Source organism: Clostridium sp. UBA5119 (assembly GCF_002414285.1).
Taxonomy (GTDB): domain Bacteria; phylum Bacillota; class Clostridia; order Clostridiales; family Clostridiaceae; genus Clostridium_J; species Clostridium_J sulfidigenes.
The window spans coordinates 41,914-57,015 of the sequence record NZ_DHYX01000007.1 but is presented as its reverse complement, the minus strand read 5'-3'; the positions used below and the strand labels follow the sequence as shown (position 1 = coordinate 57,015).

Annotated in this window: 14 protein-coding genes and 1 pseudogene; all 15 read left to right on the top strand. The window is 27.5% G+C overall.

Annotation, left to right across the window (positions count from 1 at the left end):
* Window positions 1–751 precede the first annotated feature (751 nt).
* Window positions 752–1,833, top strand: a pseudogene (locus B2671_RS00715) (DegT/DnrJ/EryC1/StrS family aminotransferase).
* A gap of 103 nt (window positions 1,834–1,936) precedes the next feature.
* Window positions 1,937–2,533 (top strand): sugar transferase, encoded by a 597-nt coding sequence (locus tag B2671_RS00710; protein WP_346846580.1) that lies wholly within the window; start codon window positions 1,937–1,939, stop codon window positions 2,531–2,533.
* 15 nt (window positions 2,534–2,548) lie between these two features.
* Complete coding sequence (locus B2671_RS00705; protein WP_346868681.1) at window positions 2,549–3,235, top strand: YveK family protein; 687 nt, start codon at window positions 2,549–2,551, stop codon at window positions 3,233–3,235.
* Window positions 3,235–3,963 carry a CpsD/CapB family tyrosine-protein kinase gene (locus B2671_RS00700; protein ID WP_346868680.1) on the top strand — a complete coding sequence of 243 codons (729 nt, stop codon included), beginning with the start codon at window positions 3,235–3,237 and terminating at the stop codon, window positions 3,961–3,963. Before B2671_RS00705 ends, B2671_RS00700 begins: the two co-directional genes overlap by 1 nt.
* 87 nt (window positions 3,964–4,050) lie before the next feature.
* On the top strand, window positions 4,051–4,728 hold the full coding sequence (locus B2671_RS00695) for an acetyltransferase (RefSeq protein ID WP_346868679.1): 678 nt from the start codon (window positions 4,051–4,053) through the stop codon (window positions 4,726–4,728).
* On the top strand, window positions 4,694–5,842 hold the full coding sequence (locus tag B2671_RS00690) for a glycosyltransferase family 4 protein (protein ID WP_346868678.1): 1,149 nt from the start codon (window positions 4,694–4,696) through the stop codon (window positions 5,840–5,842). The genes B2671_RS00695 and B2671_RS00690 overlap by 35 nt, the downstream gene beginning before the upstream one ends.
* 68 nt (window positions 5,843–5,910) lie before the next feature.
* Entirely contained in the window at window positions 5,911–7,017 is a 1,107-nt protein-coding gene (locus B2671_RS00685) for a glycosyltransferase (protein WP_346868677.1), read from the top strand.
* A 57-nt stretch (window positions 7,018–7,074) separates the two neighbouring features.
* Entirely contained in the window at window positions 7,075–7,971 is an 897-nt protein-coding gene (locus B2671_RS00680) for a glycosyltransferase family A protein (protein WP_346868676.1), read from the top strand.
* Between the two features lie 13 nt (window positions 7,972–7,984).
* Window positions 7,985–9,070: an EpsG family protein gene (locus B2671_RS00675; protein WP_346868675.1), complete on the top strand. Its 1,086-nt coding sequence runs from the start codon at window positions 7,985–7,987 to the stop codon at window positions 9,068–9,070.
* Between the two features lie 20 nt (window positions 9,071–9,090).
* On the top strand, window positions 9,091–9,588 hold the full coding sequence (locus B2671_RS00670) for a glycosyltransferase (protein ID WP_346868674.1): 498 nt from the start codon (window positions 9,091–9,093) through the stop codon (window positions 9,586–9,588).
* On the top strand, window positions 9,542–10,258 hold the full coding sequence (locus B2671_RS00665; RefSeq protein ID WP_422653208.1) for a glycosyltransferase: 717 nt from the start codon (window positions 9,542–9,544) through the stop codon (window positions 10,256–10,258). Before B2671_RS00670 ends, B2671_RS00665 begins: the two co-directional genes overlap by 47 nt.
* The gene (locus B2671_RS00660) at window positions 10,230–11,420 is read left to right on the top strand and encodes a glycosyltransferase (RefSeq protein WP_346868672.1); all 1,191 of its coding nucleotides are present in this window, start codon (window positions 10,230–10,232) and stop codon (window positions 11,418–11,420) included. Before B2671_RS00665 ends, B2671_RS00660 begins: the two co-directional genes overlap by 29 nt.
* An 88-nt stretch (window positions 11,421–11,508) precedes the next feature.
* Complete coding sequence (locus tag B2671_RS00655; protein ID WP_346868671.1) at window positions 11,509–12,621, top strand: polysaccharide pyruvyl transferase family protein; 1,113 nt, start codon at window positions 11,509–11,511, stop codon at window positions 12,619–12,621.
* 10 nt (window positions 12,622–12,631) lie between these two features.
* Complete coding sequence (locus B2671_RS00650; RefSeq protein WP_346868670.1) at window positions 12,632–13,822, top strand: glycosyltransferase; 1,191 nt, start codon at window positions 12,632–12,634, stop codon at window positions 13,820–13,822.
* A 50-nt stretch (window positions 13,823–13,872) separates the two neighbouring features.
* Window positions 13,873–15,063: a glycosyltransferase gene (locus B2671_RS00645; protein WP_346868669.1), complete on the top strand. Its 1,191-nt coding sequence runs from the start codon at window positions 13,873–13,875 to the stop codon at window positions 15,061–15,063.
* Window positions 15,064–15,102: the final 39 nt, after the last annotated feature.

The following is a 15,102-nucleotide window of genomic DNA, read 5'->3' as shown; positions in this document are numbered from 1 at the left end:
CATAAAAGTATACTAGCACTAATATATAAATAGTTTAATATATATCTATTTGTTATATGAAAATATAAATTCTCTCCAAATTCTATCATTTTCATTAACCATAGATCCTAAAACTAAAGCAGAAGGTAATGCAACAAATAAATTGTATTAGAGTGTGTCATAGCAATGCTAGGCACACTCTTTTACTATATACTAAAACTTTTATACAATATATAAAAGTTTTAATGTAACTTTAGGGTGAAAGAAGAATTTTATTATTAAAATAATTAGTTATATAAAGTAGAAGTATGTATAAATAAGTGCATATACATACAAATAAAGTATCATGCAAAAGGTCATTGTTATTTCCTAGGATAAAAAGGCGAAGAAAACTAAATGAAACAAATGTAAAAAAGTGGTAATATTGTAATGTAGAACTATATGTAAATTATTTATACAAAAACAGTAGATTTAATATATAAACAAAAATTTTAATCAGATTTTATAATAATAAAACTTAATATTGATTCGTGGTTAGGGATTTTAATATAAAAGTTTTAAGGAAAAGGAAAGAGTTTTTTTACATATTATCCTATGAAAGGAGGCGAAGTATATAGTGGAAAATATGAAAAGTAACAAGGATATTATTCAATCAATAAAGTTCTACAAAATAGATGAAAGTAAAGAAATTTTAGAATTAGCAGAGCAAAATAGGTTTAGTGAAATAATTAATGAAGATAGCAGAAGGAAAATATACCTTTCATCGCCACATATGGGTGAGGAAGAAATTAAGTACGTACTTGAGGCTTTTGATACTAATTGGATAGCACCAATGGGTCCTAATGTAGAGAATTTTGAGAATGAGATAGCAAACTATGTAAAAGTTAAAAGAGGCTTGGCACTAAGCTCTGGAACTTCAGCAATTCATATGGCATTGAAGCTATTAGATGTAAAAAATAATGATTTAGTTTTTTGTTCATCATTAACTTTTGTAGCAAGTTGTAACCCAATAATATATGAAAGAGCTGTTCCAGTATTTATTGATTCAGAACCTGAAAGTTTTAATATGTCTCCCAAAGCATTAAAAAGAGCTTTTGAATATTATGAAGAAAAAAATATGAAGCCTAAAGCGGTAATTGTAGTTCATTTATATGGTCAAAGTGCAGATATGGACGAAATAATAAAAATTTGCAACTTTTATGATGTGCCTATTGTAGAAGATGCTGCAGAATCATTAGGTGCAACTTATAAGGGTAAGCAAACTGGAACCATGGGTGAATTTGGAGTATTCTCTTTTAATGGAAATAAGATAATAACTACTTCTGCTGGTGGAATGCTTGTATCAAATAATATGAATGCCATAGAAAAAGCAAGATTTTGGGCTACTCAAGCTAGAGACAAGGCTAGATATTATCAACATTCAGAGCTTGGATATAACTATAGAATGAGTAATATTTTAGCAGGAGTAGGTAGAGGTCAACTTAAAATATTGAATCAACGAATAGCTAAGAAAAAAAGTATTTTTGAATTTTATGATAGAAATTTTAGTAATATTCCGTGGATTGATATGGAAGAAATTTGTGACTATGGAACATCAAATTATTGGCTTAGTNNATTAAACCTATAGATATAATAAAAGCTTTAGAAAAAGAAAATATAGAATCTAGACATATTTGGAAGCCTATTCACCTTCAACCTTATTATAAAGAATTTGGTTTTTTTAATCACAATGATGTAGGTATAAGTGTATGTGAAGATATATTTGAAAGAGGAATTTGTCTTCCATCAGATACCAAAATGACAATTGAAGATCAACAAAGGGTAATAGATGTTATAAAAGGATTATTTAAATAAAGTTTGGAATTATAGGTAATTTATATTTGTATAATATAAAATTTAAATTATAAATTTGTATTTAAAAAGATAGAGATAAAATTTAAGAAAGTTCGAGGAGAATATGTTTATAAAAAGAATATTTGATGTTGCTATTTCAATATTAGGACTTATTATTTTATTACCTATGTTAATTATTATAGCGCTGATAATAAAGATTAAATTAGGAAAACCAATTTTTTTTATACAAGAGAGGGTAGGAAAAAGGAATAAGATTTTTAAAATGATTAAGTTTAGAACAATGAAAGATATAAAGGATGAAAATGGGAAGGTATTACCAGATGAAAAGAGGCACACAACAATAGGAAAAACACTGAGGGCATTAAGCCTTGATGAAATACCAGAGCTTATAAATGTTATAAAAGGAGATATGAGTTTAGTAGGACCAAGACCTCTTTTAAAAGAGTATTTAAGTTTATACTCACAAGAGCAGTTAAAAAGGCATCAGGTTCTACCAGGAATTACGGGGTGGGCACAAATTAATGGTAGAAATGCTATATCATGGACAGAAAAATTTAAATTAGATATATGGTACGTGTGTAACTGGTCCCTACTTTTAGATTTGAAAATTTTATTTTTGACCATATATAAAGTTATTAAAAAAGATGGAATAAACCAAGATGATAATATTACCATGGAATACTTTAATGGAAGCAATTAAAGGAGGATGAAATTTATGGATGAAAAATTGATAAATTTTGATGAAATAGTATATTTACTAAAGAAAAAAATTTGGATTTTAATATTAATTACTGGAGCTATATCATGTTTAGGTGGTTATAAAGCTTCATTAATGACTACAAGTTATCAAGCTACAGCGAAAATTTACGTTGGTAGAGGAAATAATCTAATGGACTATTATTCTCAGAATGAAATTCAATATTACAATGAATTTATGAATACCTTTAATGAAATAATTAGGGTAGATGATTTTTTAAATGAAACATTGAAAAAATATAAAATTAACAAGTCGTCTTGGGAAGTGAAAAATTCATTAGGGTTTTCTGCATCAGAGAATACACCTATATTTACAGTAACATATAATACTAGTGATATGGAGGGAGCAGAACAGGTACTAACAGCTATATGTGAAGAGTTTAATGAGCAAGCAAAAACTATAATTCCAGATGCTAAGCCGAGAATAATAGATAGTACTAAAGTATATCCCATAGTACCTAATAAAAAGAAGCTAATGCTTATGTACTTAGGAGTGGGTGTAATATTTTCTTTGGGATTAATATTTTTTATAGATTATCTTGATGACACTATTAAGAGTAACTCTAGATTAGAAAAAGTTTTGCCAGTACCAGTATTAGGAAATATCCCTAAGCACGAAAAAGGATTTAAGGGAGGAAGAGAATAATGTTTATATACAATAAAATGCCACATTCTATATCTGCTGAATCTTATAAATCCATACGCACAAGTTTAAAATATTCATCTGTTGATAAAACAATAAAGACTATTGTAATAACTAGTTCAGTACCAGGAGAGGGAAAATCAACAATTGCTGGTAATTTAGCACTTTGTTTAAGTGAAAGTGGAAATAAAGTTTTAATTATAGATTGTGATCTTAGAAGACCATCTTTACATAAAAAATTTAGGCTTTCTAATTTAAAGGGAATTACGGATTGTTTAATTGATAAAGATAATTTAAAAGAATCTATACAAGAATTTACTTCTGACCTATCAGTAATATCATCAGGTACTATTCCTCCTAATCCTGCAGAAATTTTAGGTTCGAAAACTTTTGAAAGATTTTTAAAAAATATAGGAAGTATCTATGACTATATAATATTAGATACTCCACCGTTACTAGCTGTTACTGATGCCAGCATTCTTGCAGGTAAAGCAGATGCAACAATTATAGTGGTGAAGTACGGCAAAACTAGAGAAAAAGATATTAACTTAGCATATAAAGAATTAAAAAAGGTAAATGCAAATGTAGTTGGAAGTATACTGAATAGTTGCGACATGAAGAGAACAGATTCTTATTATAAATATTATCCTAAAGAAAAAAAGAGTTTTTTTAGTAAAAAATCAAGAAAAAGAAATTATGAAAAATATAAAACAAAAAAAATTAATGCTTAAAATGTCAAATTAAACATATTAATCTTTGACTTTAAAAATCAATTGTCATAGATTTGTTTTATTAAATGTGAAAAAGAGGAAGTTGCTATGAAAAAAATTATCATTATAGGAGCAGGAGGAGTTGGAAGAGAAGTTGCATTAATAATAAATCAAATTAATAATTTTAAACCAACTTGGAATATAATTGGATTCCTAGATGATAATCCAAGAAATTTAGGGAAAACTTTAAACGGACATAGAATTATAGGAAATGTTGAGTTATTAAATTACATTAGTAAAGACATATATGTTGTTGTAGCTATATCAAACTATAGAGTAAAGAAAGAAATAGTTTCAAAGTTAGGGGGGAAATTTAGATTTGCAACTTTAATTCATCCAAGAGTATCCATACATGATTTTATGACTGTGGGACATGGGACAATAATATATGAAGGAGCAATTTTAACAACAGATATTAAAATTGGAGAACATGTAATAATAAGTCCTAAATGTGGTATTGGTCATGATTCTATTATAAAAGATTATGTATCGTTGTTATGGAACGTAAATGTTTCAGGAGGAGATATTATTGAAGAAGGAGTACTTATGGGATCCTGCTCTACGGTAATTCAAAATTTAAAAGTAGGAAAGGGAGCAATAATAGGAGCTGGTTCTGTAGTAGTAAAGGATATTCCAGCTTATAGTACTGCTGTAGGAGTTCCTGCAAGGGTCATAAGGGAAGAGAAAGTTTATGAAAAAGATATTATATATAACAACAGTAAGTAGAACAATTAATGCATTTTTAATTCCACATATAGAAATGTTAATAGATAAAGGACATGTTGTTGATTGCGCATGCTTTATAGATAAGCCTATAGATAAGAGATTAGTATCTAAAGGAGTTAAAGTATATAATATACCCTTTTGTAGAAAGCCTTTAAGTTTAAGAAATTTAAAAGCTTTTTGGAGATTAAAATCCATACAAAAGAAAAATGAATATGATGTTGTCCATGTTCATACACCTATAGCAGCATTATATGGAAGAATATTGAAACTTTGGTTTCCTAAAATAAAAATTATATATACAGCTCACGGCTATCACTTTTATAAAGGTGCACCTAAGATAGCATGGTGTATGTTTTATCCTATGGAAAAGCTTATGGCTAGATTTACAGATGTAATAATAAATATTAATAATGAAGACTATGAAATAACTAAAAATAAATTAAAGCCTAAAATGTGTTACTTAATTAATGGAGTGGGTATTGATTTAGAGGATATTATAGATACCAAGCTAAAAGGTGAAGATTCAAATGTACGGGAGCTCAGTTTTGATAAAGATGATTTTATAATACTTATGATAGCAGAATTAAATCATAATAAAAACCAACTTCAGCTTATAAAGGCATTGGAACTTATAAAGAATAAGTATCCAAAGATTAAGGCAATTAGTGTAGGAGAAGGGAATAAGTTAAAAGAATTAAAAGAGGAGTTAGTAAAAAGGGGAATAGAAAAAAATATAAGTTTTTTAGGTTATAGAGAAAACATAAATGAGCTTATAAAAATTTCAGATATAGGGATACTACTCTCCTATAGAGAAGGGTTGCCTAAAAGTGTAATGGAATTTATGGTGCATGGGAAAAAAGTTATAGGTACTAATATAAGAGGAATAAGAGATCTTATAGAAAATGAAAGTATAGGTAAGCTAGTAGAAGTGGGAGATTATGAAGCTACTGCAAGGGCTATAGAGGAATATTATTTAGAAGGAGATAGAAGCTTTAATATACCTAAGGAAATAGAAAAATATGATGTGAATAATGTAATAAGTGAGCTGGAATATATATATGATGCTTTGGATTTACAAGATTATTATTTACCTGAAAAAAACATAAATATATAAATAATTAGATACTACTAGACTTTAACAAGTAGCAATAGAAAGACATGTTATCGAAGGGATGTAAGAATATGAAAAGGTGTCTTCATATATTACCAATGAATAAGCTAAGTGGAGCTGAAAAAATGGTACTATTAATTTGTAAAAATTTAACTAATTATGAGTCGATAGTCGTATGTGGTGGTGACAAGCTAAAAAAATTTTTTGAGGATAATAACATAAATAGTTATTCCTTAAATTTTTCTAAGAAGGATATTTTAAAAAATATAAAGTATCTTAAAAATATTATAAGGGATAATGATATAAAAATAGTCCATGCCCATGATAATAATGCTTCAATACATGCTTACTTAGTAAAGAGTATATATAGAGTCGATATAAGGGTAATATCTCATATTCATAGTTGTTATCCATGGATAAATAGTAATGGATTAAATAGAAGTATTGATAAGGTATTAAGGCCAAAATATGATTACAATATTACTTGTGGTAAGGTTGTATATGATTTTTATAAAGAAAATACAAACTATCTTAAAAGGGCTAAAATATCAATATTATCTAATGCTATGGATGTAGAAGAAATAATAGATTTTAGAAGTAATAAAAGGGAGTGGATAGCTACAAAATATAATATTCCACAGAATAGAAAAGTAATAGGGTTTGTAGGTAGATTAGATGAAGAGAAGGGACTTATTCCTTTTGTAAAAGAATTTGATAAATATAAGAAAAAATTTATAGATACAAAAATTTTCATAATTGGAAGCGGATCGCAGGAAGAAGAAATTAAGTCTATGGTAAAGAAATTAGAATTGGGAGAGTTTTTTATATTTACAGGATTCCAAGAAAATGTATATGATTTTTTCTCTATCATAGATGTGTTTTTTCTACCTTCACTATACGAAGGTCTTCCAATGGTAATACTGGAAGCTATGGCATTTGGAATACCTGTTGTAGCTATGGATGTAGGAAGTATAAGTGAAGTTATAAACTCTCATAGAGGAAGGCTCATAAAGCCAGGAGATTATAGAAGCTTTATGGATGAACTAAGAAATTTGAAAGAGGATAATCAATTAAGAGTTAATCTTGGAAATAATGGATGTGAATTTATAAAAGGCAACTATAATATAAAAAATTACTGTAAAAAAATTGAAAAAATCTATGATAGTATTAGTAAGTGATTTATTTGAAAATAAAAGTAGATATAGAAAAAGCATAATTTAGGACGGAGGATATTAATGAAACCAATTTTAACAGTTTTTACGCCAACTTATAATAGAAAAGAACTCATATATAAGTGTTATGAAAGTTTGAGAAGACAGACAAATAAAAATTTTAAATGGTTGGTAGTAGATGATGGATCAACAGATGATACTAAAGAGCTGATTATAAATTGGAAAGAGAAAACAGACTTTCAAATAGATTATATATATAAAAAAAATGGAGGTATGCATAGTGCTCATAATACTGCCTATGAAAATATTGATACAGAGTTAAATATATGTATAGATTCAGATGATTATATGACAGAGGATGGAGTAGAAAAAATTCTAAAGGCTTGGGATGAAAGAAAGGCAGAAAATATAGCAGGAATTGCAGCTCTTGATTTATATGAAACTGGTGAGATAATAGGAACGAAGTTTCCAGAAGGATTAAGGGAAGCTACTTTATTTGATATATATCATAAATATGGTATTAAAGGAGATAAAAAACTTATATATAGGACTGAGCTTACAAAAAAATATCCATATCCTGAATTTGAAGATGAGAAATATGTAGGACTAGCTTATAAGTGTCATAAACTAGATGAAAATTACAAACTAGCTTTGGTTAATGAACCTGTTTGTATTGTAGAATACATGGAAGATGGGTCTACGAAGAATATGCTTAGACAATACAGAAATAATCCTAAGGGATGGTGCTTCTATAGGATAGAAAACTTAAAGATACCTAATACATCTTTATTATACAGGTTTAAAGAATGTGTTCATTATGTATCTAGTAGTTTAATTGTAAAGGATAAGAATTTTTTAAGTAAGGTTCCATACAAAGGGATTATGTTAGCAGCCATTCCATTGGGATATATTTTATATAGTTATATAATCTTTAGAACTAGAGATATAAGAAACTTATAGAAAGGAGAAGAAAATGGGAATATATTATGCTACCTTGGCTTCAACTTTTATATTATCCTTGCTCGCTAGAATGGCTAATGATAAAAAGTACAAGCTTATAGCTATCTTTTGGATTTCTCTTGTAGTTTCGGTTTTAGTATTATTTTCAGGGCTAAGGTCTGGTATTGGAGATACAGGTATGTATAAGCACACATATGATCTTTTAGTAGAAAATCCTAATTTTTCTAAAGCCAATGGCGACTATGGTTTTGTCCTATTAAATTTAATTTTAATTCAATTTTCTAATAATCCACAAACTATTGTATTTGTAGTAGCTTTAATGACTCAACTATGTAATGTCTATACATTAAACAAGTATAGGAGTTACATAGAATTAGAAATATTTATGTATATAGCAGCAGGTTATTTTACAGTTACCATGAATGGAATGAGACAATGCTTGGCAGCAGCTCTTTTATTTCTATGTGTAAAGTTTATCATAGATGGTAGCTTTAAAAAATATTTATTTAGTGTACTTATAATTTCAACTATTCATCAATCAGCTCTATTTATGATTCCAATATATTTTATAGCAAGATTAAAACCTTGGTCAAAGAAAATATACATGATAATTGGAATTGCTGTATTAGGAATTCTTTTTTATGAGGTGCTAAGCAGTTACTTGTTTAAGATTATAGAAAATACTAATTATGGATATTATTCTGATTTTGACGAAGGAGGATCGAGTATAATCAGAACCCTTGTAAACATGGTTCCAATTATATTTGCATATTTAAAAAGAAATGAACTAAAAGAAAAGTGGCCACAGAGCAATGTATTTGTTAATATGGCTCTTTTAAATTGCATATTTGTAGCCTTTGGTATGTCAAATTGGATATTTAATAGATTTTCATTATATTTACAATTTTATAATTTTATACTATTACCATATATAATACGTAATTGTCTAGAGGGTAAGCAAAGACGAACAATATATTTAGCATTCATAGTGTGTTATCTAATCTTCTTTTATAGAGAGCAAGTAATAGGACTTAATATGCAATATAAGAGTGTTTTAGATATAAAATCTATTTTCTATTACGCTCCCAATCATAGATGAAAAGTAAGGAGAGATGAGAAATGGAAAGAAATAAGGTGCTTCACATTGTAGGTGGAATGGACGTGGGTGGTACCGAAACTATGCTTATGAATTTATATAGAAAGGTTTATAAGGAAATTCAATTTGACTTTGTTTCTTATTACCATAAGGAAGGCTATTATGATGAAGAAATTAGAAAATTAGGTGGAAGAATAATAAAGTTAGATCCTCCAAGTGAAGTAGGTGTTATAAAATCCGTAATAAATTTAATGAAGATTATAAAGAATGAAGATGAGTATAGTGCTGTTCATGCTCATACTTTATTTAATTGTGGAGTGGGAGTATTGGCTGCAAAACTAGCTGGAGTAAAGGTAAGAATATCTCATGCCCATACTACTAAGGATTATAGTAAAAGTCTAATAAAAAGATTATACATATCCATAATGAAGTGGTTAATAAAGGGGTTTTCCACAAACTTTTTGTCATGTAGCGATGCAGCTGGTGAGTACTTATTTGGATACAGNNTACAGTACACTTAAATATAATAGATACTGTAAATTACCTAATTATATTGATTATGAAAGATTTATTAATAATGAAGGTAGTAGCTATATAAGAAAAAAATTAGAAATAAACAATGATGATATTTTAATTGGTAATGTAGGAAGATTTATTCATGCAAAAAATCATAATTTTCTAATTAATTTAATGTCAAACTTAGTGAGAATAAATCCTAAATTTAAATGCATTTTAATTGGTGACGGAGATTTAAGGGATATTATAGAAGAAAAAATTAAAAAATTAAACTTAGAGAATAACATACATCTGTTAGGTATTAGAGATGATGTGAATAATATACTTAAGGAAATAGATTTATTTATATTACCATCAACCTATGAGGGATTAGGACTTGTACTTTTAGAGGCACAAGCTTCAGGAGTACCATGTTTAACATCTACGGCTATTCAGCCGGAAGCAGATTTACATCTAGGTCTACTTAAGAGATTGAATCTTGAAGCAGGTATAGAAATTTGGAGTAATACAGTAATTAAAATGCTAGAACAATCTAAGGTTGATAAGTTGTTAATAAAAAGATCATTTGAGTTTCAAGGATATAAAATTCAGGATATTAAAGGTAAACTATATAAATTATATGGAATAGAATTAGAAGGGGATAAATATGAAGAATGTGCTAATAGCATCCTTTGATATGGAAGTTGGGGGAGTAGAGAGAAGTCTTATAAATATGTTAGAAAGCTTTGATTATAACAATTATAATGTAGATTTGATGTTATATAGACATAAAGGAGATTTTATGAAGTTATTAAGAGGCAAATTTAACATTCTAGATGAGATAGAAGAATATACAACCTTTCGAAAATCCATATTAGAGATATTTAAGGATAAAAAAATTAGTTTAGGATTAGCACGTATTAAAGCTAGAATGGATGCTGCTAAATATGCTAAAAAAAATGCTTTAGAAGAATCTGGACACATACAGATGCAGAGGATGTGGCAGTATTCATTGAAATATTTACCTTGTTTAAATAAACAGTATGATGTGGCTATAAGCTACTTATGGCCGCATTATTTTGTAGCTAACAATGTAAAGGCTAAAAAAAAGATAGCTTGGATTCATACGGATTATTCCTGTATTGATACTGATGTTATAGAGGATATAGAGCATTGGAATAAATTTGATTCTATAGTAGCTGTATCGGAAGAATGTAAAAATTCCTTTTTAAAGAAATATAACAAACTAAATAATAAGGTGGTGGTAATGGAGAATATAGTATCTTCAGAGTTTATAAGAGCCATGGCTGTAGAAGAAGTGGAAGATGATATAAGTAAAGAAAAAGGTTTTAAGCTTTTATCAGTAGCTAGATTGTCAATGGCAAAGGGAATAGATAATGGAGTTAGAGCTTTAAGAATATTGCATGATAAAGGTTTTACAGATATAAAGTGGTATGTAGTTGGGTATGGGGGAGATGAGGGGATGATAAGAAAGTTAATAAAAGAGAATCATCTTGAGAAAGATTTTATAATACTAGGAAAAAAAATCAATCCCTATCCCTATATGAAAGGTTGTGATTTATATGTACAGCCATCAAGGTATGAAGGACGAGCTGTAACTGTTACTGAGGCTCAAATACTAGGAAAGGCTGTAATCATTACTAATTATCCTACGGCTAAAAGTCAGCTAAGAGATGGAGTTGATGGATTAATATGTGATCAATCAGTAGAAGGAATATCTGCTGGAATAGAAAATATTTACAATAACATACATTTAAAAAAAGAAATGGAAGAATGTTGTAGAAAGAGTAACTATGATAATATGGAGGAATTAGGAAAGGTGTATAAGCTATTTTAAGAAAGGGAGAAGATATGGAGCCGCTAGTAATGAGTTTGCTAAAAAGTAAAATATTATTTACTATTAATAAAAGATAAGGAATAAAATTATGAAGGTGTGTACAATAACTTGTCATGATGTATATAATCATGGAGCTTCGCTACAAGCATATGCATTAATGGCATATTTAAAGTTGATTGGAAATGATGTAGAAATAATAGATTATAAACCAGATTATTTAAGTGGACATTATAAGTTAATTTCAATAGATAACCCTAAGTGGAACAGAAATTATATAACAAAATTTATTTATATAATTTTAAAATTACCATTTAAATTAGCATTGTTAAAAAGGAAGAAAGCCTTTGATACTTTTAAAAATAAATTTATGTCATTATCAAAATATAGATATGCATGTAATATACAACTAAAAAATAATATTCCTAAAGCAGATGTTTATTTATGTGGAAGTGATCAAATATGGAATTGTTTACGGGATAATGGAAAAGATTCCACTTTTTATTTGGATTTTGTACCAGATTCAAAAATAAGAGCTTCCTATGCAGCGAGTTTTGCAACAGAAACTATTGATAATAAATACAAAAATTTTGTAAGAGAAAATCTACTAAAATTAGATAGAATATCGGTAAGAGAAAAGAGTGGGAAAAAAATCATTAATGAATTAGAGTTAAAAAAGGTTGAAGTGGTAGTTGATCCTGTATTTTTAGTAGATAGAAAAATGTGGGATGATATTGGTAATAGAGAGTTTAAAGATAAATATCTATTAGTTTATGATTTTGATAATAATCCAATAATAAAGAAATTAGCATTGGAAATTTCATATTATAAGGGATGTAAGATATATACTATAAGTCACTATAGAGGGTCATATGAGGATAAAAACTTCAAATTCAGTGGACCAGAAACTTTTGTATCTCTAGTGAGAAATGCAGAATTTGTAATATCAAACTCGTTTCATGCAGTAGCCTTTTCTTTAATATATAAGAAACCTATGGCAATTGTTAGAAGGTTAGAGAATATAAATACAAGGATGAGAGATTTGTTAATTGATCTAAATTTAGAACATAGATATATTGAAAATGATTATATTTTGGATAAATTGTTAGAGGATATAGATTATGCTAAAGTGGATAAAATTTTAAACACAAAAATTATTTCTTCAAAAAATTATATAAATGAAGTTTTGTCAATTAAAAAGTAGGTGATTAATAGTGAAAAAAGATATATTATTTGTAATTAATTCCTTAACAATCGGAGGTTCAGAAAAAAGTTTAGTTTCTCTTTTAAATGTAATTGATTATTCAAAATATAGGGTAGATTTGTTAATGCTAAGAAAGGGAGAATCATTAGACAAGTATATTCCAAATGAAGTTAATATATTAGATATTCCCAATTTTTATATATACTTAAACAATGAAAATTACGATAAAACAATAGTTAAGGCATTATTATATAGAATGTGTCGTATAAAATCATCTATAGACATACGATTAAATAAATTAGAAAGTAAAAAAACTAAAAACAATCAACAAATATTTTATATAAATCAGAAGAATATATTAAAAAGGATTGAAAAGAAATATGATATAGCAATTGCCTTTGCACAAGGATTTCCAACTTATTTTGTGGTAGATAAGGTAGATGCAGATAATAAAATAGCTTGGATAAATTGTGATTACAAAGCTACTACTTATAATAAAGAGTTAGATAAAATATTTTATGATAAAATTCACAAAATAGTTGCAGTTTCTGAGTCATCAAAAGATTCAATTATAAATGTAAACAAAAATTATACAAATAAAATAGTGGTAATTAAAGATATAGTTAATCCAGATATAATTGTAAATATGGCAACGGAAAAAATTAAAGAAATTGATTCTAATGAAGTTAATATATTAACTGTAGGTAGACTAGTTATAGGATATAAGGGATATGATATAGCAATAAAAACTGCTGATTTACTAAGAAATAGTGGTTATAAGTTTAAATGGTATGTTGTTGGAGATGGACAAGATAAAGAGAAATTGCAAGATTTAGTTAAAGTATATGACCTTGAAAAATATTTTATATTATTAGGATCTCGTGATAACCCATATCCTTACATGAAAAAGTGTGATATATACGTTCAACCATCAAGAAATGAGGGCTTTGGATTAACTGTTATAGAAGCAAAAATTTTGAAAAAACCAATTGTATGTACTAATTTTAATACTGCTAATGAATTAATCAAAAACGAGGAAGATGGTTTAATTGTAGAACAAGATGAAGTACAACTATTAAATGGGATAAAAAGATATTTAGATGACAACAGTTTCAGAGATAATATTCTTAGAAATCTTAAATCAGAAAATGAATATAATACAATGAATGAAATATATAAAATTTATGAATTGTTTAAATAGTAACTAGATATATGAATTAAGAAATATATTACTATTGTGGATGTGATTAAATGTATAAAATAATATTTATGGTTATTAATATGAGCATAGGTGGCACAGAAAAAGCACTGCTATCAATGATAAGAGAAATGGATAGAACTAAATGGGATATTACTATTCTTATGTTAGAGGAATATGGTGGATTTTTAAATGAAATACCAGGTTGGGTTAATGTTAAGTATGTAGATGAATATAAGAGCTTAAAATCATATTTTATTGAGCCACATTTATCTGTGTTAAAGAAAAACATAACAAAACATAAATATTTAGAGAGTATCATTATTGCAATCTTATATTTAATCACTAAAATTACTGGTAACCTTAGCTATTATTATAGGTATATCTTTAAAAATATAAAAACTTTAGATAATAACTATGATATTGCAGTAGCTTATGCAGGACCTATGGACTTTATAACATATTTTGTTGTAAATAAAATAAAGTCAGAAAAAAAAGTACAATGGATACACTTTGATATAGAAAAAATACATTTTAATAAAAGATTAACATCTAAGCTATATAAAAGTTTTGATAAAATTTTTGTGGTATCCAAAGATGGTATAGGTAAATTTATAAAGAATTTTCCTAAGTTAAAGGATAAGACCCAAGTATTTTATAATATTTTAGATCATCAGAAGATAAAAAGTTTAGCTGATAATGGAGAATCTTTTAAAGATGATTTTCACGGAATTAGGATTCTTACAGTAGGAAGATTAAGCAAAGAAAAAGGACAAGATTTAACAATACCTGTTTTAGCAAGATTAAAAAGTGAAGGATATAAACTAAGGTGGTATTGTGTTGGAGAAGGCAGAGCTAGAAGTGAGTATGAAAAAAATATAAATGAATTAAAAATTGAAAAGGATTATGTACTATTAGGGTCAAGATTAAATCCTTATCCATATATGAAAGATTGTGATATATACGTGCAATCATCAAGACATGAAGGCTATTGTATAACTTTAGCTGAATCTAGGTGCTTTAATAATCCAATTATAACAACTAACTTTACTGGAGCAAGTGAGCAAATAATTAATGAAGAAAATGGAATTATAGTTAGTGAAGATGCTGATTCCATATATTTAGGGATTAAAAAGCTATTAGACAATAATGACTTATATGAGGCAATTAGAAACAACCTTAGTAGTAAAATTATAAATACAACAGCAGAAATTGAAAAAATTAGTAGAGTAATTATGAGCTGAAAAATGACAGAAGGATAGGAGTAATGCCAGTGAAAAAAG

Bases quoted from the DNA above. Each gene is read 5' to 3' on its own strand.
- B2671_RS00710 (WP_346846580.1), top strand. From the start codon at position 1,937: ATGTTTATAAAAAGAATATTTGATGTTGCTATTTCAATATTAGGACTT.
- B2671_RS00705 (WP_346868681.1), top strand. From the start codon at position 2,549: ATGGATGAAAAATTGATAAATTTTGATGAAATAGTATATTTACTAAAG.
- B2671_RS00700 (WP_346868680.1), top strand. From the start codon at position 3,235: ATGTTTATATACAATAAAATGCCACATTCTATATCTGCTGAATCTTAT.
- B2671_RS00695 (WP_346868679.1), top strand. From the start codon at position 4,051: ATGAAAAAAATTATCATTATAGGAGCAGGAGGAGTTGGAAGAGAAGTT.
- B2671_RS00690 (WP_346868678.1), top strand. From the start codon at position 4,694: ATGAAAAAGATATTATATATAACAACAGTAAGTAGAACAATTAATGCA.
- B2671_RS00685 (WP_346868677.1), top strand. From the start codon at position 5,911: ATGAAAAGGTGTCTTCATATATTACCAATGAATAAGCTAAGTGGAGCT.
- B2671_RS00680 (WP_346868676.1), top strand. From the start codon at position 7,075: ATGAAACCAATTTTAACAGTTTTTACGCCAACTTATAATAGAAAAGAA.
- B2671_RS00675 (WP_346868675.1), top strand. From the start codon at position 7,985: ATGGGAATATATTATGCTACCTTGGCTTCAACTTTTATATTATCCTTG.
- B2671_RS00660 (WP_346868672.1), top strand. From the start codon at position 10,230: ATGAAGAATGTGCTAATAGCATCCTTTGATATGGAAGTTGGGGGAGTA.
- B2671_RS00655 (WP_346868671.1), top strand. From the start codon at position 11,509: ATGAAGGTGTGTACAATAACTTGTCATGATGTATATAATCATGGAGCT.
- B2671_RS00645 (WP_346868669.1), top strand. From the start codon at position 13,873: ATGTATAAAATAATATTTATGGTTATTAATATGAGCATAGGTGGCACA.